The organism is Amycolatopsis tucumanensis (assembly GCF_021654135.1).
GTDB lineage: Bacteria > Actinomycetota > Actinomycetes > Mycobacteriales > Pseudonocardiaceae > Amycolatopsis_E > Amycolatopsis_E tucumanensis.
The window spans coordinates 119356-138955 of record NZ_JAKGSD010000020.1 but is presented as its reverse complement, the minus strand read 5'-3'; the positions used below and the strand labels follow the sequence as shown (position 1 = coordinate 138955).

17 protein-coding genes and 1 pseudogene are annotated in these 19600 nt (G+C 73.3%); 8 read left to right on the top strand and 10 right to left on the bottom strand.

Annotated features, from left to right (window positions below; translation table 11 throughout):
- Positions 1 to 227: pseudogene (locus tag L2C96_RS21130) on the top strand (manganese catalase); the annotation flags it as partial.
- A gap of 54 nt (positions 228 to 281) precedes the next feature.
- Here L2C96_RS21130 and L2C96_RS21125 read toward each other — a convergent pair.
- The 3 genes from L2C96_RS21125 to L2C96_RS21115 form a co-directional block, all read right to left on the bottom strand.
- Complete coding sequence (locus tag L2C96_RS21125) at positions 282 to 1517, bottom strand: glycosyltransferase (RefSeq protein WP_020423471.1); 1236 nt, start codon at positions 1515 to 1517, stop codon at positions 282 to 284.
- Positions 1514 to 2338, bottom strand: a complete 825-nt coding sequence (locus tag L2C96_RS21120; protein WP_237337449.1) for a glycosyltransferase — start codon at positions 2336 to 2338, stop codon at positions 1514 to 1516. Before L2C96_RS21120 ends, L2C96_RS21125 begins: the two co-directional genes overlap by 4 nt.
- Before the next feature lie 235 nt (positions 2339 to 2573).
- Entirely contained in the window at positions 2574 to 2978 is a 405-nt protein-coding gene (locus tag L2C96_RS21115) for a DUF4383 domain-containing protein (protein WP_020423469.1), read from the bottom strand.
- A gap of 139 nt (positions 2979 to 3117) precedes the next feature.
- Here L2C96_RS21115 and L2C96_RS21110 point away from each other — a divergent pair, with 139 nt between their 5' ends.
- The 3 genes from L2C96_RS21110 (at position 3118) to L2C96_RS21100 (ending at position 6845) form a co-directional block, all read left to right on the top strand.
- A complete protein-coding gene (locus L2C96_RS21110; protein ID WP_020423468.1) occupies positions 3118 to 3912 on the top strand; it encodes a SigB/SigF/SigG family RNA polymerase sigma factor in 795 nt (264 codons plus the stop codon).
- 114 nt (positions 3913 to 4026) lie between these two features.
- A complete protein-coding gene (locus L2C96_RS21105) occupies positions 4027 to 6555 on the top strand; it encodes an ATP-dependent Clp protease ATP-binding subunit (protein WP_237337448.1) in 2529 nt (842 codons plus the stop codon).
- On the top strand, positions 6552 to 6845 hold the full coding sequence (locus tag L2C96_RS21100) for a DUF6480 family protein (protein WP_020423466.1): 294 nt from the start codon (positions 6552 to 6554) through the stop codon (positions 6843 to 6845). Before L2C96_RS21105 ends, L2C96_RS21100 begins: the two co-directional genes overlap by 4 nt.
- Before the next feature lie 457 nt (positions 6846 to 7302).
- Here the strand turns inward: L2C96_RS21100 and L2C96_RS21095 are convergent, their stop codons facing one another.
- On the bottom strand, positions 7303 to 8127 hold the full coding sequence (locus L2C96_RS21095) for an SCO6745 family protein (RefSeq protein WP_237337447.1): 825 nt from the start codon (positions 8125 to 8127) through the stop codon (positions 7303 to 7305).
- Positions 8124 to 9539, bottom strand: coding sequence for an amidase (locus L2C96_RS21090; protein WP_237337446.1), 1416 nt, complete (start codon positions 9537 to 9539; stop codon positions 8124 to 8126). The genes L2C96_RS21095 and L2C96_RS21090 overlap by 4 nt, the downstream gene beginning before the upstream one ends.
- A 49-nt stretch (positions 9540 to 9588) precedes the next feature.
- On the opposite strand from L2C96_RS21090, the gene L2C96_RS21085 reads away from it, so the two are divergent.
- The 3 genes from L2C96_RS21085 to L2C96_RS21075 all read left to right on the top strand — a co-directional run bounded on the left by L2C96_RS21085 (position 9589) and on the right by L2C96_RS21075 (position 13121).
- A complete protein-coding gene (locus tag L2C96_RS21085; protein WP_237337445.1) occupies positions 9589 to 9939 on the top strand; it encodes an ArsR/SmtB family transcription factor in 351 nt (116 codons plus the stop codon).
- 72 nt (positions 9940 to 10011) lie between these two features.
- A complete protein-coding gene (locus L2C96_RS21080; RefSeq protein WP_020423495.1) occupies positions 10012 to 10743 on the top strand; it encodes an HAD family hydrolase in 732 nt (243 codons plus the stop codon).
- Positions 10740 to 13121 (top strand): glycoside hydrolase family 65 protein, encoded by a 2382-nt coding sequence (locus L2C96_RS21075; protein ID WP_237337444.1) that lies wholly within the window; start codon positions 10740 to 10742, stop codon positions 13119 to 13121. Before L2C96_RS21080 ends, L2C96_RS21075 begins: the two co-directional genes overlap by 4 nt.
- A 617-nt stretch (positions 13122 to 13738) precedes the next feature.
- Here L2C96_RS21075 and L2C96_RS21070 read toward each other — a convergent pair.
- Together L2C96_RS21070 and L2C96_RS21065 are read right to left on the bottom strand one after the other, a co-directional pair.
- Complete coding sequence (locus L2C96_RS21070) at positions 13739 to 13912, bottom strand: hypothetical protein (RefSeq protein WP_020423479.1); 174 nt, start codon at positions 13910 to 13912, stop codon at positions 13739 to 13741.
- Between the two features lie 30 nt (positions 13913 to 13942).
- Positions 13943 to 14722 carry an Fpg/Nei family DNA glycosylase gene (locus L2C96_RS21065; protein WP_237337443.1) on the bottom strand — a complete coding sequence of 260 codons (780 nt, stop codon included), beginning with the start codon at positions 14720 to 14722 and terminating at the stop codon, positions 13943 to 13945.
- An 85-nt stretch (positions 14723 to 14807) separates the two neighbouring features.
- On the opposite strand from L2C96_RS21065, the gene L2C96_RS21060 reads away from it, so the two are divergent.
- Positions 14808 to 15188 carry a nitroreductase family deazaflavin-dependent oxidoreductase gene (locus L2C96_RS21060; RefSeq protein WP_020423477.1) on the top strand — a complete coding sequence of 127 codons (381 nt, stop codon included), beginning with the start codon at positions 14808 to 14810 and terminating at the stop codon, positions 15186 to 15188.
- Here the strand turns inward: L2C96_RS21060 and L2C96_RS21055 are convergent.
- Genes L2C96_RS21055 through L2C96_RS21045 form a run of 3 tightly spaced genes read right to left on the bottom strand, consistent with a single transcriptional unit; the run spans position 15181 to position 19550 of the window.
- On the bottom strand, positions 15181 to 16221 hold the full coding sequence (locus tag L2C96_RS21055; RefSeq protein ID WP_020423476.1) for an LLM class F420-dependent oxidoreductase: 1041 nt from the start codon (positions 16219 to 16221) through the stop codon (positions 15181 to 15183). The two genes, L2C96_RS21060 and L2C96_RS21055, sit on opposite strands and share 8 nt — an antisense overlap.
- A gap of 45 nt (positions 16222 to 16266) precedes the next feature.
- Positions 16267 to 17898, bottom strand: a complete 1632-nt coding sequence (locus tag L2C96_RS21050; protein WP_237337442.1) for a DUF885 domain-containing protein — start codon at positions 17896 to 17898, stop codon at positions 16267 to 16269.
- Complete coding sequence (locus L2C96_RS21045) at positions 17895 to 19550, bottom strand: DUF885 domain-containing protein (protein ID WP_237337441.1); 1656 nt, start codon at positions 19548 to 19550, stop codon at positions 17895 to 17897. Before L2C96_RS21045 ends, L2C96_RS21050 begins: the two co-directional genes overlap by 4 nt.
- Positions 19551 to 19600 lie beyond the last annotated feature (50 nt).

Here is a 19600-nt window from a genome sequence, read left to right as displayed (position 1 = left end):
CGCACAACAACACCATCTGGCACCTCTCCGACGGCCCCGACGGCAACAAGGGCGCCTGGTCCACCGGTGAAGACCGCATCGAGTACCTGATGGACCCCAAGCCCCTCGGCGGTCCCGGCAGCGCACCCAAGCCCGACCCCGAGCTCTACGCCACCTACTCGCCCACGCAGGACGCGATGGGCACGGTCAAGGGCAAGGCCCAGTCCGCGGTCAACAAGCTGACCTGACGGACGAAGCCCCCTCGGGACCACGATCCCGAGGGGGCTTCCCGTTCGCCGTCGTCAGACCGGGCTCGCCGCGGCGTCGGCGGGCACGACCGCACCGGCGGGAGCCTTGTCCCCCAGCGCCTTCTCGTAGACCCGCAGGACGTCGATCGCGATGCGGTCCCACGAGTACCGCGACCGGGCGCGGTCGCAGCCCGCGATCCCGTACGCCTCGCGCTGCGCGGGGTCGCCGAGCAGGCGGCGCAGCGTCGCGGCCAGCGCCTCCGGGCGCTTGGGCGGCACCAGTTCCCCGGTCACGCCGTCCACCACGGTGTCGATCAGGCCGCCGACCGCCGCCGCGACCACCGGGACACCACAGGCCATGGCCTCCAGCGGCACGATGCCGAACGGCTCGTACCACGGCGTGCACACGACCAGGTCCGCCGAGCGCAGCAGCGACGGCATCTCGTCCCGCGTCACCTGGCCCAGCAGCCGCACGCGGTCGGCCACGCCGAGCCGCTCGGCCAGCTCCACCAGGCGCTTGGCCTCCGGGTCGTCGGCGAGCCGCCCCTGCTCGGGTCCGCCCGCGATGACCAGTTCGGCGCCGGGCACGGCGGGCAGCGCGGCGATCGCCGTCGCGAACCCCTTGCGCGGCACCAGCCGCCCGACGCTGACGATCCGGTGCAGGTTCCCGCGCGGCGCGACCGGCCCGTCCGGGGTGAACCGCTCGAGGTCGACCCCGCACGGCGCGACCGACATGCGCGAGCGCGGCAGCCCCATCCGGGCCAGCTCGAACACCTCGTCCGAGCAGGTGGCGGCGACGCGCGCGGCGTTCTTGCCGATCAGCCGCTCCAGCTGCACCCGCTCCGGCGGGCTGGTGTCCGCCTTGCCCTGGTAGCGCTTCTTCACCACGCCCAGCGCGTGGAAGGTCTGGACCACCGGCACGTCGGTGCCGCGCGTGGCGAGCAGCGACGCCAGGCCGGACATCCAGAAGTGCGCGTGGACCACGTCCGGGGTGTCCCGCTGCCACGCCTTGGCCAGGTAGCGGCCGAACTCGGTCATGTGCGGCAACAGGTCGTCCTTGGGCAGGTACTCCGCCGGGCCCGCCGGCACGTGCACCACCCGGTAGCCCGCGGGCGCCCGGACCTCCTCCGGCTGCGCCCGGTCGTCGCGCCGGGTGTAGACGGTGACGTCGTGGCCCTGTCGGCACAGCGCGGCGGACAGTTCCGCCACGTGCAGGTTCTGCCCGCCCGCGTCCACCTCGCCCAGAACGGCCAGGGGGTTGGCGTGCTCCGACACCATCGAGATCTTCATGCGCTACCTCCACTCGTCACCCGGCCGAGCTGGACGTCCCAGTTGCGCAGGAAGGCGTCCAGGCCGTAGCTGGCCAGCGCGTGCTCGCGCGCTTGCTTGCCCATCCGGTGCGCCAGTTCCGGATCCGCCATCAGCTCGGCGGCCGCGCGCACCAGTTCGTTCACATCCGCCGAGACGAAACCCGCCTCCGGCGGCACCGCGCGGGACGCCTCGGTGCTGGCCACCGCCACCACCGGCATCCCCAGGTGCATCGCCTCGATCAGCGACAGGCCCAGCGACGTCCAGCGCGGGGTGTGCAGGTACAACCGGCACCGCGCCAGCCCCGCGTGCAGGGCGTCCTGCCCGAGGTCGCCCCGCGTGCGCAGGCGCTCCCCGAGGCCGAAGTGGCCGTCGAGCTTCTCCACGCCGATGCCCCAGACGTCCAGCGGGGCGACCTCGGCGAAGGCGGGCAGCAGGTCGGTGCCGACCGCGCGGCCCCGGCGCACCGGCTCGTTCATGACGAGGCCGATCGAGGCCTCCTCGCCGGTGTACAGCTCGCCCGGGTCGACCACCCCGTGCTCGATGACCGTGGCAGGCGCCCGGCCGGAGTCCCAGATCAGGTTGTTGAAGTGGGTGACGTGCACCAGCGGGATCTCGTCCTGATCGGCCAGCGGGTGCCGCGTGCGCGGCACGTCGCCGGTCGGGGTGTTGTGCTCGACGAACACCGCGGGGACGTCCCGGCCGGGCCGCCGCCCCGTCCACCGCTCGGTCAGCTCGATCTCGTCCGGGCGCTGGAGGACGACCACGTCGATGTCGGCGTTCCGCAGCTCGGCCGGACTCACCTCCCGCGCGGACGGCCACGCTCGGTCACAGCGGCCCCGTCCCCAGGGACCGCCCTCCGGTAGCAGCGGAAGGAGGTACTCGTGCCGTCCGCTTACGAAGGAACTGGTCCATGACCCGTGTACGTGCCACAGCAGTATTCGCAGCGAATCGTCCTCTGCCCGTCTCATGGAGGAGTTCTTTCACCCTGGCAGAGGAACTAAACACGCTACGCAGCACTGCTACTCTCCGTGATCGTCACACGCGTTCGGTGGTCCTCGTCCGTGCGGGCAGCAGGAAGATCACCAGTCCCAGCACCGCGACCACCCCGTGCAACGCGTTGTCGGCCCAGTGCGGGTCGAACACCCGGCGAACGTCGTCGGGGTTGTCGGTGCCCGCGGACAGCAAGCCCCAGATCGTGATGCCCAGCAGGGGGAAGAAGGCCACCAGGCCGAACACCCGTGCGGTGCGTGCTCGGCGCGCGGCGATCAAGCCGAGCAGTCCCAGCGCGGTGCGCACGACGTTGAGCACAGTGCCGGTGTGAAATCCCAGGATTTCCCCCGCGGTGGCGAAGCCCGCGATCCCCAGCGCGAGGAACACCACGCCCACCACCAGTGCGAAACCCTGGGCCAGCGGCGCGCGTTCCGTCGTCTGCTCAACCATCGATGGACCTCCTCGCATCAGTTCCTCTCGGCGCGGGGTTCCCCGGACCGGGCCCCCGCAACCAGGTGTGGCGAACGGCGGGACGGGGTAGTCCGGGCCATGACCAGGTCGGCACGAGACAGCGGGGGGAAGCGGAACGTTGGCTGAGACGCGCCTCGCGGGCACCGTCGAGGACAACGATTCCTCGGAGGACCACACCCCCACTTTCGCCGATCTGGCGGCCGCCGCGCCGGACGATCCGCGCCGGGAACAGCTCCGGACCGCGCTGGTCACCCAGTACCTGTCGGTGGCCGAGCACATCGCGCGCCGGTTCAGCGGGCGCGGCGAGGCGTACGAGGACCTGTTGCAGGTCGCGCGCGTCGGGCTGATCAACGCCGTCGACCGGTTCGAGCCGGAACGCGGCACCGACTTCCTGTCCTTCGCCGTGCCGACCATCATGGGCGAGGTCCGGCGGCACTTCCGCGACGCCAGCTGGTCGGTGCGGGTGCCGCGGCGGCTCAAGGAACTCCACCTGCAGATCGGGCAGGCCAGCAGCGAGCTGGGCCAGCGCCTCGGCCGCGCGCCGACGCCGACGGAGATCGCGCGCGAGCTGGACCTCACGCCGGACGAGGTGAGCGAGGGCCTGCAGGCGGGCAACGCCTACTACGCCGTGTCGGTCGACAAACCGGCCGGCGAGGACGACGAGGCCGCGTCGCTGGCCGACACCCTCGGCGAAGAGGACTACGGCATCGAGACGGTCGAGAACCACGAGGCGCTGCAACCGCTGCTGCGCGACCTGGCCCCGCGCGAGCGCACCATCCTGATGCTGCGGTTCTTCGGCAACATGACGCAGACGCAGATCGCCAAGCGCGTCGGCATCTCCCAGATGCACGTGTCGCGGCTGCTCGCGCAGACCCTGCAGCACCTGCGGGAGAAGCTCACCGAAGAGCCCTGACGCGTCGTTTCGCGCCGCCCGGGCACGGGTAGCCGACGGCGATGGACGGCCCGGGCCCGCTCCGTCCGAAGTGGAGCGCCGGGCCCGCACCCGACGGCTGAGGAGCGTGCCCGAATGACCGGCTTTTTCGCAGGCGGGCCCGGCAGTCCGTTCGACCAGTTCCTGGCGCAGTTCTTCGGCAACGCCGTGCCCAGCAGGCGCCCGAACGCGGTCGACATCACGCGGTTGATGTCCGACCAGGCGCGGGAACTCGTCGCGCACGCCGCCGAGAAGGCGGCCGACCAGGGCCGGGCCGACGTCGACACCGAGCAGCTGCTGTGGGCGGCCACGCAGGCGTCGCCGACGCGGCAGCTGCTGGAGAGCGCGGGCGCGAAGCCCGAGGAGATCGCGCGGGAGATCGACCGGCACGGCAGTGGCACCGGCGAGCGCACCACCCCGGCCATGCTCGCGCCGGGCGCGAAGCGCGCGCTGCTGGACGCGCACGGCATCGCCCGCACCCTCGGCTCCAGCTACATCGGGCCGCAGCACCTGCTGCTCGCGCTCGTCGCCAACCCGGACTCCGCAGCCGGCCGCATCCTTGCCCGCGCCGGGGTCACGCCGGAGGCGTTCCAGGGCCCGCCGCAGGGGCAGCCGATGCCGCGCGGCCGTCCCGAGCAGCGGCCGCAGCCACGCACCGACACGCCGACGCTGGACCAGTACGGCCGGGACCTCACCGCCGAGGCGGCCGAGGGCAACATCGACCCGGTCGTCGGGCGCGACGACGAGATCGAGCAGACCGTCGAGGTGCTGTCCCGGCGCACCAAGAACAACCCGGTCCTGATCGGCGAACCGGGCGTGGGCAAGACGGCGATCGTGGAGGGCCTGGCGCAGCGCATCTGCGACGGCGACGTGCCCGACCTGCTCGCCCGCCGCCGGGTGGTGCGGCTCGACCTGACCGCGATGGTCGCCGGCACCCGTTACCGCGGCGACTTCGAGGAGCGCATGACGAACCTCCTCGACGAGATCCGCCGCAACCGCGACCAGCTGATCGTGTTCATCGACGAGCTGCACACCGTGGTCGGCGCGGGCGCGTCGGAGGGGTCGATGGGCGCGGGCAACATGCTCAAGCCGGCGCTGGCCCGCGGTGAGCTGCACATCGTCGGCGCGACCACGCTCGACGAGTACCGGCAGCACATCGAGAACGACCCGGCGCTGGAGCGGCGGTTCCAGCCGATCCTGGTGCCCGAGCCGTCGGTGCCCGACACCGTCGCCATCCTGCACGGCCTGCGCGACCGGTACGAGGCGCACCACCAGGTCCGGTTCACCGACGAGGCGCTGGCGGCGGCCGCGGACCTGTCCGACCGCTACCTGACCGACCGGTTCCTGCCGGACAAGGCGATCGACCTGATCGACCAGGCCGGCGCGCGCGTGCGGCTGCGCTCCGGCCGCCGCCCCAACGACGTGCGCGAGCTGCAGGCCCGGCTGGAGGAGCTGTCCCGGGACAAGGACCAGGCGGTGGCCGAGGAGAACTTCGAGCGCGCCTCGGCCCTGCGCGACGAGATCGCCGGCCTGCGCGAGCAGCTGCGCACCGCCGACAGCGACGGGCGGCCCAGCGGCGTGCAGGAGGTGACGCCGCAGGACATCGCCGAGGTGATCTCGCGGCTGACCGGGGTGCCGGTGAACCAGCTGACCGAGGACGAGCGCGACCGGCTGCTGCGGCTGGAGGAGCACCTGCACGAGCGGGTCATCGGGCAGGAGGAGGCGGTCGACGCGGTCGCCGAGGCCGTGCGCCGCTCGCGTGCCGGGTTCGCGCCGCCGGATCGGCCCTACGGCAGCTTCCTGTTCCTCGGCCCCACCGGCGTCGGCAAGACCGAGCTGGCGCGAGCGCTGGCGGCGGCGCTGTTCGGCGACGAGGAGCGGATGATCCGGCTGGACATGTCCGAGTACGGCGAGCGGCACACGGTCAGCAGGCTGATCGGCGCTCCCCCCGGCTACGTCGGGTACGAGGAGGCCGGCCAGCTGACCGAGGCGGTGCGGCGGCGGCCCTACTCGGTGGTGCTCTTCGACGAGATCGAGAAGGCGCACCCGGAGATCTTCAACGTGCTGCTGCAAGTCCTCGACGACGGGCGGCTGACCGACGGCCGCGGGCGCACGGTGAACTTCACCAACACGGTGCTGATCATGACCAGCAACATCGGGTCGGAGATCATCTCCAGCAGCACGCAGGGGGCGCTCGGGTTCGCCGCCGACCGGGGCGACTCGGAGCGGCCACTGCGGGAGCGGCTGATGCGGCGGCTGCGGGAGCAGTTCCGGCCGGAGTTCCTCAACCGGATCGACGAGATCATCGTGTTCCGCAAGCTCGAGGCCGCGCAGCTGGAGCAGATCACCGAGCTGATGCTGGAGCAGACGAAACGGCGCGCGCACGCGCAGGACATCACGCTGGAGTTCACGCCGGACGCCGTGCGGTGGCTGGCGCGGGCCGGGTACCAGCCCGAGTTCGGCGCGCGCCCGATGCGGCGCACGATCCAGCGCGAGGTCGACAACCCGCTGTCGCGGATGATGCTGCGCGGCGAGCTGACCCCCGGCGCGCGGGTGCGGGTGGGCGCCGGTGACAAGGGCCTGTCGTTCGACGTGTCAGCGTCGGTGGGAAGGGAAGACCGATGAGCAGTCCCGATCCGCGCTCCGACCGCACCCCGGGAACCGAACGCGGCGGCGTCGTGCCGGGCGACACCCCGCCCGACCCGGATCCCGCCCGGACGCCCGGACTGGAACCCGGCGGAGGCGTCGCCCCCGGCGACACTCCCCCGGACTCCGGCCAGACCTCCGGACTTTCGCACCACCAGCAGAAACCGCCGCGGGCGCTGCCCGTGGTGACCATCGTGATCTCCGTGGTGCTGGCGATCCTGATCGCGGCGCTGCTGGTGTCCTCGGCGGTGGGCTGGCTGCAGTTCTGAGGCGGACGCGGCTCGGCTGCGGAAGCCACCCGGGCGGGTGCAGGGCCAAGCGGCCGGGCGGTCGCGCGCAGCGGCCCGATTGGCCCCTGCCCGAGGTTCGGCGCGCCGGTCGGGGTGCCAGCGGCGTAGCCGGGCAGGCGCGCCGCCCAAGATGACCCCTGCCCACGGCCCGGCCCACTGGTGGGGGCACCGCACCCCACCGGCACCCTGCCCACGACCCAACCGGTCCGAGCACCGGCGCCCCACCGGCTCGCCGCGCGACGTTGCAACAGAGCCGCCGCGCGCGCCCACCGGCCCCCTGCCCACGGCCCGGCCCACTGGTGGGGGCACCGCACCCCACCGGCCCCCTGCCCACGACCCAACCGGTCCGAGCACCGGCGCCCCACCGGCTCGCCGCGCGACGTTGCAACAGAGCCGCCGTGCGCGCCCACCGGCCCCCTGCCCACGATCCGGCTCGTCAGGGCGCCGGCGCACCCACCGGGTTCGGGTGGGGCACCGGGACCGGCACCAGCGCGCGTGCGATCGGCCGCAGCCAGCCGTCCAGCGCGGTCAGCTCGTCCTCGCCCGCCGCCGAGTACGGCACCGCCGCCAGCTCGTCCGTGCGCCGCTCGATGTGGTCCCGCAGGCGGGCGCCCCGGTCGGTCAGCCCGCGCCCGTCGATCAGGCCGCGGGCGGCCAGCCGGTCCCGGGCCGCCGTCCACTCGTCGTCCGTCCAGCCGCGGTTGGGCGCCACGACGCTCCGGCTGCCGTCGGCCGCGTCGCGCAGGGCGTGTGCTTCCAGGCCGTCGACGCCCTCCGCGGCCAGCACCGCCACGTGCCCGTCGCCGCGGTGCTCGCGCAACGTCGTCGCCGCCTGCCACAGCGCCGCGAGCGGGTCGTCCGGCCACGGCAGCGCGGCGTTCGCGGCCCCCAGCGGCCGGCCCGCCCAGCCCGCCGCCGCCACGATCCGCCGCAGCACCGGCAGCACCGGAGCCGGCACCTCGCGCACGTGGTCCCGCAACGCCGCCACCGCGCCCGCGCTCCGGGCGGCCAGCGCCTCCGCCGGGGACACCACATCCCAGATCGACGGCACCGACCGCGCCAGGAACGACGGCGCGAAGCCGTAGAACACGGCGGTCACCACGCCGAGCCCGGCCGCCCCCAGCGGCGCCGCCCGCGTCGCGACGTAGCCGCGCCAGAACCCGCGCAGCCCCGCCGCCTCGTGCGCCGCCTTGGCCTGCGGCGCGAAGTAGGTGACGTCGTGCAGCGTCTCCAGCACGACCCACAGCTCGCGCGCCCTCACCGCGCCACCGCCGGTCGCCGCCGCCCCACCCCGGTGGCCTGCTCGAACGCGTGCCCCAGCTGCAGCACGGCGAAGTCGGCGCGGTGCGGCCCCACGATCTGCAGCCCGACCGGCAGGCCGCCGGGCGTGAACCCGGCGGGCACCGACAACGCGGGCGAGCCGCTGACCGTCACGAAGTAGGCCGAGCGCATCCAGTCGAGGTAGGTCTCCATGTCCATGCCCGCGACCCGCACCGGGTACTCCAGCTCCGCGTCGAACGGCGGCACCTGGCTGACCGGCAGCAGCAGGAAGTCGTAGCGCGTGAAGAACTCGCGGAAGCGGTGGAACAGCTCGGTGCGCAGGACTTCGGCGCGGCCGACGTCGGTCGCCGACAGCCGCAGCCCCTCCTCGGTGTTCCACACGATGGTGTCCTTGATCCGATCCCGCTCGGTTTCCAGCAGTGGCCCGTACTTCACCGCGAACTGCCACGCCCGCAGGATCCGGAACGCCTCGTCCGCGCCGGCGAAGTCCGGGCAGTCGCGCTCCACCACGCACCCCAGGTCGCCGAACACCTTCGCCGACGCCTCGACGACGTCGGCCACCTCCGGTTCCACCGGCACGCTGCCGCCCAGGTCGGGCGACCACGCGATCCGCAGGCCCCGCACGTCGCGGTCCAGCGGGCGGGCGAAGGTCTCCCCCGGCTCGTCCAGCGCGATCGGCGACCGGGGGTCCGGGCCGGCGAGCACCGACAGCAGCAGGGCCGCGTCGGCGACCGTGCGGGCCATCGGACCGGCCGTCGCCAGCCCCGACCAGCCCAGCGGCGCCGGCCACGACGGCACCCGCCCGATCGACGGCCGGAAGCCGACGACGTTGCAGAACGACGCCGGGTTGCGCAGCGACCCGCCGAGGTCGCTGCCGTCGGCCAGCGGGTGCATCCGGGTGGCCAGCGCCGCCGCCGCGCCCCCGCTGCTCCCGCCCGCCGACCGGGACAGGTCGTAGGGGTTGCGGGTGGCGCCGAAGACCGGGTTGAAGGTGTGCGAGCCGGCGGCGAACTCCGGCACGTTGGTCTTGCCGATGCTGATCACCCCGGCGGCCCGCATGCGCTCGACCACCAGCTCGTCGCGTTCGGGCACGTGGTCGGCGTGCAGGGGCGAGCCGAAGGTGGTGCGGATGCCCGCAGTCTCGTGGGTGTCCTTGTGCGCGACCGGGATCCCGTGCAGGGGCGGTAGTTCCGCGCCGCGGGCGGCGCGTTCGTCGGCTTCGGCCGCCTCGGCCAGCGCCCGCTCGGCGACGAGCGTGACGACGGCGTTGACGTCCGGGTTCACGCGCTCGATCTGGTCCAGGTGCGCCTGCACGACCTCGCGGGCGGACAGCTCGCGCGCCCCGAGCGCGGCGCGCAGTTCCCGTGCGGTGTGGAAGGAGATGTCGGTCACGGTGCGATCCTGCCAGTCCTCGGGCGCGCGCGGATGAGACGATTCCGGGGTGGCAGGTGAGGCGGCACGCCGGGTGATCGACGGTCCGGCCGTCGAGGCGGCGCTGGACGGCCTCGGCGACCGCGATGTGGTGCGCGAGTGGGCCGAGCGGTTCTCGGTGCTGGCAGACCCGTCGCGCCTGACGTTGCTCGTGTGCATCCACTACGCGCGCGAGATCTGCGTGTCCGATCTGGCGGTGGCGGCGGGCATGACGGACACCGCGGTGTCCCAGGCGTTGCGGCTGCTGCGCGCGCACGGCCTGGTCACCGCGCGGCGCACCGGGCGGATCGTCCGGTACCGGCTGGCGGACGCCACCGTCCACGAGCTCATCCACCACGTGCGGCCGCACCGGCAACACTAGAGCCGCGCGGTATAGGTCGTTATACGGCGGTGGCACGCGGCGAGCCCGCCGGTTCGCAGGTACCGTGCAGGCATGATCGGGTTGCCCGACGGCATCACCGCGTGCCTGTTCGACCTGGACGGTGTCCTGACCGGCACCGCCGCGCTGCACCGGGAAGCCTGGAAGCAGACGTTCGACCAGTTCCTGCGCGAACGGGACGGAAGCGGTTTCCACCCGTTCACCGACGCGGACTACGCCCGCTACGTGGACGGGCGGCCGCGGCTGGACGGGGTGCGCACGTTCCTCACGTCGCGCGGGATCGAGCTGCCCGAGGGCGGTCCGGACGACGCGGTCACCGAGCACACCGTGCACGGGCTGGGGAACCGCAAGAACGACCTCGTGCTGCGGATCATCGCCGAGCGCGGGCCGAACCCGTACCCCGGGTCGCGCCGGTACCTGGAGGCCGCGCGGGACGCCGGGATGGCGATCGCGGTGGTGACGTCGTCGGCGAACGCGCAGGCGGTGCTGGACGCGGCGGAGTTCACCCCGTTCGTGCAGGCTCGCATCGACGGGCTGGTCATCACCCGGGACGGGCTGCGCGGCAAACCGGCGCCGGACTCGTTCCTGGCCGGGGCGAAGGCGCTGGGCGTGGAACCCGCGCGGGCGGCGGTGTTCGAGGACGCGCTGGCCGGTGTGGAAGCCGGCCGGGCCGGGAACTTCGGGTTCGTCGTCGGGGTGAACCGGGCGGACCAGGCGGAGGCGCTGCGGGAGCACGGCGCCGACGTGGTGGTGGACGATCTCGCGGAACTGCTGGGGGACGCATGAGCCTCGTGACTCGCGGCTACGAGTGCGCGCCGTGGGAACTGCGGTGGCGCGGCCTCGCGGTCGACCAGTTGCAGCGCACGGAATCGACCTTCGCGTTGTCGAACGGCCACATCGGCCTGCGCGGCACCCTCGAAGAGGGCGAACCGCGCGGCCTGCCCGGCACCTACCTGAACGGCTTCTACGAGGAGCACGAGCTGCCCTACGCCGAAGCGGGGTACGGCTACCCGGAGGCCGGGCAGACGGTCGTCAACGTGACCGACGGCAAGATCATCCGCCTGCTGGTGGAGGACGAGCCGTTCGACATGCGTTACGGCACAGCGACTTCGCACGAGCGGGTGCTGGACTTCCGGACGGGCACGCTGACCCGCACCACCGAGTGGTCCTCGCCGACCGGGCGGCACGTGCGGGTGCGCACGCAGCGCCTGGTGTCGTTCACTCAGCGCGCCGTGGTGGCGATCCGGTACGAGGTCGAGCCGCTGGACGGGAAGATGCAGCTGGTGCTGCAGTCGGACCTGCTGGCGAACGAGCCGATCGAGTCGGACACCAGGGACCCGCGGGTGGCCGCGGCGCTGCAGTCGCCGCTGGAGTCGGAGTTCTTCCTCGCCGACCACTACCGCGCGGTGCTGGTGCACCAGACGCGGCGGTCCGGCTTGCGTGTGGCGGCGGCGATGGACCACCAGATCGAGTCGCCGGACGGGTTGCGCACCGACATCCTCGCGGAGGAGGACCTGGCGCGGCTGAGCATCGCGGTGGACGTGCCGCAGGGCAAGGTGCTGCGGCTGACCAAGTTCGTCGGCTACGGCTGGTCGGCGCAGCGTTCGGTGCCGGCGTTGCGCGCGCAGGTCGACGCCGCGCTCGCCGGGGCGCTGCAGACCGGCTGGGACGGGCTGCTGGCCGAGCAGCGCGCGTTCCTCGACGACTTCTGGGAGACCGCCGACGTCGAGATCGACGGCGACCCGGAGCTGCAGCAGGCGACCCGGTTCGCGTTGTTCCACATCCTGCAGGCCGGGGCCCGCGGCGAAAGCCGCGCGATCCCCGGCAAGGGGCTGACCGGGCCGGGCTACGACGGCCACGCGTTCTGGGACACCGAGTCGTTCGTCCTGCCGGTGCTGACCTACAGCGTGCCGGAGGCGGCGCGGGATGCGTTGCGGTGGCGGCATTCCACGCTGCCCAAGGCGCGGGAGCGGGCGCGGCAGCTCGGCCTGCGCGGCGCGGCGTTCCCGTGGCGGTCGATCAACGGCGCGGAGTGCTCGGCGTACTGGCCCGCGGGCACCGCGGCGTTCCACGTCAGCGCCGACATCGCCGACGCGGTCGCCCGCTACTACTGGGCCACCGGCGACGCGGAGTTCGAGCGCCAGTGCGGCACCGAGCTGCTGCTGGAGACGGCGCGGCTGTGGATGTCGCTCGGGCACTTCGACCGGCACGGCCGGTTCCGCATCGACGGGGTGACCGGGCCGGACGAGTACTCGGCGGTCGCGGACAACAACGTGTACACGAACCTGATGGCGCAGCGGAACTTTCGCGAGGCGGCGGCGTCCTGCGAGCGGGTGCCGGAGGTCGCGTCACTGTTCGGTGTGGACGAAGCCGAGGTGGCGGGCTGGCGGCGGGCCGCCGAGCAGATGTATGTGCCCTACAACGAAGAACTCGGTGTGCACCCGCAGTCGGAGGGCTTCACCGAGCACCTGGACTGGGACTTCGCCGGCACGCCGCTGGAGAACTACCCGCTGCTGCTGAACTACCCGTACTTCGACCTGTACCGCAAGCAGGTGGTGAAGCAGGCCGACCTGGTGCTGGCGCTGCACCTGCGGGGCGACGCGTTCACGCCGGAGCAGAAGCAGCGCAACTTCGCCTACTACGAGGCCAGGACGGTGCGGGACTCGTCGCTGTCGGCGGGCACGCAGTCGGTGATCGCGGCCGAGGTGGGGCACCTGGACCTGGCCTACGACTACCTGGGCGAGGCGGCGCTGACCGACCTGCACGACGTGCACAACAACGTGCGCAACGGGCTGCACATGGCGTCGCTGGCCGGGGCGTGGATGGGGGTGGTCGCGGGCTTCGGCGGGATGCGCGACCACGACGGCAAGCTGAGCTTCGCGCCGCGGCTGCCGCCCGCGCTGGAGCGGATCCAGTTCCGCATGTGCTTCCGGGAGAGCCGCTTCCTGGTGGAAATCCACCGCGACGACGCGACGTACCGGCTGCTGTCCGGGAAGCTGGTGGAGATCCGGCACCACGGGGAGCCGATGTCGGTCACCGAGGCCGCCACGACGAAGCCGATCCCGCCGATCGACCCGGGCCCGGCGCCGCACCAGCCCGCGGGCCGCGAGCCGGCGCGCAGGGACCCCGCCCAGGTGCGGCGCAACATCGCCGCATCCCGCTGAGCGGACCAGAGCGGCTGGACTGTCTCCGGGGCGCGCCGCCTCTGGGGCGAACACCGCCGCTTCCCGCAGGGTGAGCCGGGATAGGGCCGAGCCATCGCGGCTTCCTGCTGAGCGGACCAGAGCGGCTGGACTGTCTCCAGGGCGGGCTGCCGCCGGGGCGAACACCGCCGCTTCCCGCAGGGTGAGCCGGGATAGGGCCGGGCCATCGCGGCTTCCTGCTGAGCGGACCAGAGCGGCTGGACTGTCTCCGGGGCGGGCCGCCGGCCGGGGCGCCCCGCGGCGAACACCGCCGCTTCCCGCAGGGTGAGCCGGGCCATCGCGGCTTCCTGCTGAGATTCAGGCCCAGCCACACCGCCGCAACCGAGACGGCGCACCATGGGCCGGCCACCGGCCGGGCCGCCCCCGGTGTGGAACCTGGGGCGGGACTGCCCTCGGGCCAGGTGATGGGGCGCGCAGCTCCCGGCGCCAGTCCGGCACCACCCCGCGGCGCGCCGCCGCGGTGTCAGTCCGCGCCTGCACTCAGCCGCAGCGTCAATCCGCGCGGTGCGGCTTGTCCGGCTTGTGCACTGCGGTGCGCCCGCGCCACCCGCGCCTGCACGTCGCCTCACCCCGCGGGGTCAGTCCGGCGGTTCCGGGATCCCCTCGTCCGGCTTGACCTCTTCGGTATTCGGCGGCTTCTCGACGTCCTCGGTGGGTCCCATGTCCAGGTCGGGGTGCCGGACGTCGGGGAAGTCCGGCGACAGGGGCGGTTCGGGGCTGACCGGCTTCTTCTCGTCGTCCTTGTCGTTCATGGCACCGGCTTACCCCTTTTCCGCGAACTGTCAACCGGCCTGGCACCGCGGGCACCACACGGTGCCGCGCCCGCCGACCCGGCCGTGCTCCAACACGGTCCCGCATCGCGGGCAAGTCCCCGACGGCTCGTCCCGCCGCCCGGTGAGCCACGTCGTGCGCGGCGGCACCCGCCCGGCCTTCACCGCCGCCCGCAGCACCTCGCGCATCTCCCGGTGCAACCGGTCGGCCGCCGTGCCATCGAGGTCCGCGGCGCGCACCTGCGGAGCCAGCCGGGCCCGCCACAGGATCTCGTCGGCCAGCAGGTTCCCGAGCCCGGCGAGCACCGCCTGGTCGGTCAGCAGCTGTTTGATCCCGCGACGGCGGCCGAGGAGGACGCGGAACCGCTCCTTCGGCACGTCCAGCGCGTCCGGGCCGGTGTCCGCGAGCAGCCGGTCCAGCTCCGCGTCGCCCGCGAGCAGGCGCAGGCCCTGCAGCTTCCGCATGTCGCGGTAGCGCAGCTCCCCGTCGTCGAAGGCGAAGATCACCCGGTCGTGCCGGTTGCGGTCGTCCAGTTCGGACCACTCCAGCGACCCGGTCATGCCGAAGTGCAGCACCATCGTGGCGGGACGGCCGTCCACCGGCACGATCAGCAACTTCCCCCGCCGCCGGGGCTCGCCGAAGCGCTGGTGCCGCAACGTCTCCCGCAGCCTGCGCGCGCTCACCCCGCGCAGCACGCCCGCGTCCAGCGTGGTCACGCCGGTGATCCGCTTGCCGACCCCGTGGGCGGCCAGGGTGCGGCGGAAACCTTCGACGTCCGGCAGCTCGGGCACACCACAGCTTGCCACCCCACGCCGGCGCCCAAACCTCAATTCATCACTTGTTGATTTCCGGCGGGCGAGCGGGCATGCTGATCGCATGGTGCTGTCGAAGAGGGTCGCCCGGTTCAACCGCGTGGCGACCAACCGCGTGCTCGGACCGCTGACGAAGGGACTCCCGGGGTTCGGGACGATCGTCCACCGCGGCCGCAAGTCCGGGAAGACCTACCGGACGCCGGTGAACGTCTTCCGCGCCGGGGACGGCTTCGTCGTCGCCCTGACCTACGGGCCGCAGGCCGACTGGGTCCGGAACGTCCTGGCCGCGGGCGGGTGCGGGATCGAGACGCGGGGCCGGGTCGTCGAAACGACCCGGCCCCGGCTCGTGCACGACGAGAAGCGGACCAGCATGCCGGCGGGCGTCCGCCAGGTCCTGTCGGTCATCGGCGTGACCGACTTCCTGTTCCTCGACCGAGTCAGCTGAGCAGTTCCCGCAGCTCGCTCACCACGCCGACGCGGCGCGCGGGGTCGGGTTCCAGGAACGTCACCTGCAGGGTGGTGACCCCGGCCTCGCGCAGGGCGGCCAGGCGCTCCTTGACCAGCCCCTTCGGCCCGACCAGCGAGATCGCCCGCAGCAGCTCGGCAGGCACCGCCGCGGCGGCCTCCTCCTTCTTGCCGTCGAGGTAGAGGTCCTGGATCAGCTTGGCCTCGGCCTCGTAGCCGTACCGGCAGGCGAGCTCGTTGTAGAAGTTCTTGCCGCGGGCGCCCATGCCGCCGACGTAGAGCGCGACCACGGGACGCACCCAGTCGAGCATGTGGCCGACGTCCTCGCCGATCGCCACCGGCACCCCGACGGCCACGTCGAGGTCGCCGAGCGACGGGTCGCGCTTGGCCCTGCCCTCGGCCAGCGCCTCGCCCCACACCTCGGAAGCCCGCTCCGGGTGGAAGAAGATCGGCTGCCAGCCCTCGGCGATCTCCGCGGTCAGCGCCACGTTCTTCGGGCCGATCGCCGCGATCTGCACCGGGATCCGCTCGCGCACCGGGTGGTTGATGATCTTCAGCGGCTTGCCCAGGCCGGTGCCCTGGTCGGCGGGCAGCGGGATCTTGTAGTGCTTGCCGTCGTGGACCACGCGCTCGCGGCGCCACACCTGGCGGCAGATCTCCACGATCTCGCGGGTCCGGCCCAGCGGGGCGTCGTAGCGCACCCCGTGGAAGCCCTCCACGACCTGCGGCCCGGACGCGCCGATGCCGAGGATGAACCGCCCGTCGGAGACGAAGTCCAGGCCGGCCGCCGTCATCGCGGTCAGCGTCGGGGTCCGCGTGTAGATCTGCAGGATGCCGGACGCGAGCTGGACGCGCTCGGTCTTCGCCGCGACGTAGCCGAGCTGGCTGACCGCGTCGAACGAGTAGGCCTCGGGGATGGTGACGACGTCGAGCCCGGCCTTCTCCAGCTCGACGACGTCCCGGACGCTCTCGGCGAACCCGCCGGAGTACGAGATCTGGGTGCCGATCCGCATCGATCCAACCCTTCTAAGCGATCGCTTACCTGATTGCCGAGCACATTACCGGCTGGTAATCCAGTTCGAAACCACCCGGTCGAGGACCGGCAGCGGGAGGATGCCGTGCCCGAGCACGACGTCGTGGAAATCCCGGATGTCGAACCGGTCCCCCAGCGCCCGCTCCGCGCCGGCCCGGATCCGCTCGATCTCCAGCCGTCCCGTCATGTAGGACAGCGCCTGGCCGGGGCAGCCCGCGTAGCGGTCGACCTCCTCCTCGATCTCCACCGGCGCCATCGGCGTGTTCTCCCGCAGGTAGTCCACCGCCTGCTGACGCGACCAGCCCAGCGCGTGCAGGCCGGTGTCCACCACCAGCCGCGCGGCGCGCATCGCGTCCTGGGTCAGCATCCCGAACCGGGCCACGTCGCCGGTGTAGAGCCCCATCTCCTCGGCCAGCCGCTCGGCGTAGAGCCCCCAGCCCTCGGTGTAGGCGTTGACGTCGGCGACGCGGCGCAGCAGCGGCAGGTCCAGCTCGAGCGCCAGGGACAGCTGGAAGTGGTGCCCCGGGATCGCCTCGTGGTAGGCGACCGCCTCGCTGACGTGACGGAACCGCTCCCCGGCGTGGAAGGTGTTGGCGTAGTAGATCCCCGGCCGGGAGCCGTCGAGCGCCGGTTCGACGTAGTAGGCGATGGTGCCCGCGTCCGCATCGCTCTCCGGCACCGGCCGCACCTCGCAGCGCGCGGACGGGATCGTCCGGAACCACCGGGGCGCCTCGGCTTCCGCCCGCGTGATGGCGGCGCGCGCGGCGGCCAGCAGCTCCTCGCCGCTGCCCCACCGCAGCGCCGGATCGGTGCGCAGGCGCTCGAAGATCCCGGCCAGGTCGCCGGTGCCGAACACGCGGCGGCCCAGTGCGCGGAACTCCCCGGCGAGGTCGGCGATCAGCGCCAGCCCGATGTCGTGCAGCTCCTGCGCGGTGCGCTCCGTGGTGGTGTGCGCGCGGATCAGCCCGGCGTAACGCAGGAGGCCGCCCGGCTGCCAGCACAGCCCGGCCTCCTCGGCGGGCCGGGCCCGCGGCCGCAGGTCTTCGCGGAGGAACTCACGGTAGCGGGCCAGCGCGGGCCGGACGAACCCGGACAGCAGCGCGTCGCGCTCGGCCGCCAGCGTCGCTGAACCGACGTCGAGCCGGAGCGAGGTCAGCTCCGGCGCGGCCAGCATCCGGTCGAAGTAGCCGATCGCCGAGTCCACCAGGAAGTCCGGCGGCACCGGGCCGGCCGCCTGCCGTTCCACCACCTGGTCCACGAAGGACGGGAACGCGGCGAGCCGGGCCAGGAAACCCCGCGCCCGGGTCTCGTCGGTCAGCTCGACCATCGGCAGGGTCATCAGCAGCAGCTGGAGCGGGGCGGTGAAGGCGTCGCTGACCGCGAACTCGGGCAGCCGCGCGTCGAGGAGGTCGACAGCGGCCCTGGCCTGCTGGACCACGACGTCGCGGGTCACCGCCTCGTCCGCGGTCGCGGGCGAGGCCGCTTCCGCGCGGGCCGCGACGTCCAGGTAGGCCGCCCGCTGCCGCTTCTCGGCGCTCGCGGTGAGGTCGGGCAGCCGGTCGTGGGCGCCGGGCAGGCCGAGCACCGACGGGCGCAGCGGGTCGGCCTCGAACAGCAGGCCGGTGAGCTCCTCGGCGAGGGCGTTCACCTCGCTCATGCCCGCGCGATCCGCTCGTCGACGACCGCCTCCAGCACCGACAGCGGCAGCGCGCCGCCGCCGAGGACCAGGTCGTGGAAGGCACGGATGTCGAACCGCTCCCCCAGCGCCTGCTCGGCCCGCGCCCGTACGCGCTGGATCTCCAGGCGTCCCACCATGTACGCCAGCGCCTGGCCGGGGTACGCGATGTAACGGTCCACTTCGGACTCGATTTCGACCTGCGGCATCGGGGTGTGCTCCCGCAGGTAGTCCACGGCCTGCTGCCGGCTCCAGCCCTTGGCGTGCAGGCCGGTGTCGACGACCAGGCGGCCGGCGCGCATCGAGTCCATGGTGAGCATCCCGAGCAGCGCGACGTCGTCGGAGTAGAGGCCCATCTCGGCGGCGAGCCGCTCGCTGTAGAGGCCCCAGCCCTCGGCGTAGGCGTTGAAGTCGCCGATCCGGCGCAGCAGCGGCAGCTCGGTGAGCGTCAGCGCGGTGGACAGCTGGAAGTGGTGGCCGGGGATGGCCTCGTGGAACGCGGTCACCTCGGCGGCGTGCCGGAACCGCTCGGTCACCTCGTGGGTGTTGGCGAAGTAGATGCCCGGCCGCGACCCGTCGACCGACGGCTGCAGGTAGAACGCCGCCGGGCCGCCGGGCGCCTCGGCCGCGGGCACCGGCTCCACGACCCACTTGTGCGGCGGGATTCGGCCGAACCAGCGCGGCGCGGCCTCCTCCGCGCGGCTGATCGCCGACCGGGCGGTGTCGAGCAGTTCCTCGGCGCTGCGCCAGCGCAGCTCCGGATCGGTGCGCAGCCGCCGGAAGATCTCGGCCAGGTCGTCGGTGCCGAACACGCGCGAGCCGATCTCGCGGTATTCGGCGGCCAGCTCGCCGATGATGCGCAGACCGGTCTCGTGCAGCTCGTCCGGCGTGCGGTCGGTGGTGGTGTGCGTGCGCGCCAGCGAGGCGTAGATGCGCTCGCCGTCGGGCAGCCAGCACACGCCGGGCTTCTCCGGCGGACGCCCGTGCGGCGCGATGTCCGTGGCCAGCGCGTCGCGGTAGGCGGCGAACGCGGGCCGCACCACCTCGGCCAGCACCCGCTCGCGCTCGGCGGCGAAGTCCTCGCTCGGCGCGGGCTGGCGCAGCAGCGGGTCGGCGTCCGGCGCGGCCAGGTAGCGGTCCAGGTGCGCGATCGCGGCGCGCACCAGGTGCTCGACCGGCACCCGCCCGGCCGCGACGCCCGCCCGGTGCCGGTCCGCGGCCTGCTCCAGGTACCGCGGGATCGCCGCGAGCCGGCCCAGGTGGCGGCGGCCCTGCTCGTCGTCGGGCACGCCGACCATCGGCAGGATCGTCAGCAGGCCCACCGCGGGGGCGACGAAGATGTCGCTGATCGTGAACTCGACCAGGTGGGTGTCCAGCCGGTCCAGGTTGGCGCGGGCCTGGCTGAGCAGCACGTCGCGGGTCACCCGGTCCTCGGCGCTGAGCCCGGCCGGGTCGATCTCCTCGGCGCGCCGGACGAACCCGTCGAGCCGGTCGCGGAAGGCGGCCTCGGCGTCCTCGCCGAGGTCGCCGAGCCCGTCCCGGTCGGACTCCAGCCCCAGCACCGCGGGCCACAACGGCTCCGCGTCGAACAGGGCGTCCACGAACTCGTCGGCGAGCTTCACGGCCTCGGTCATCCATCCATCCCAGCTTCGTCGGGTCAGCGTGCCGCCAGCCTAGAACCTCC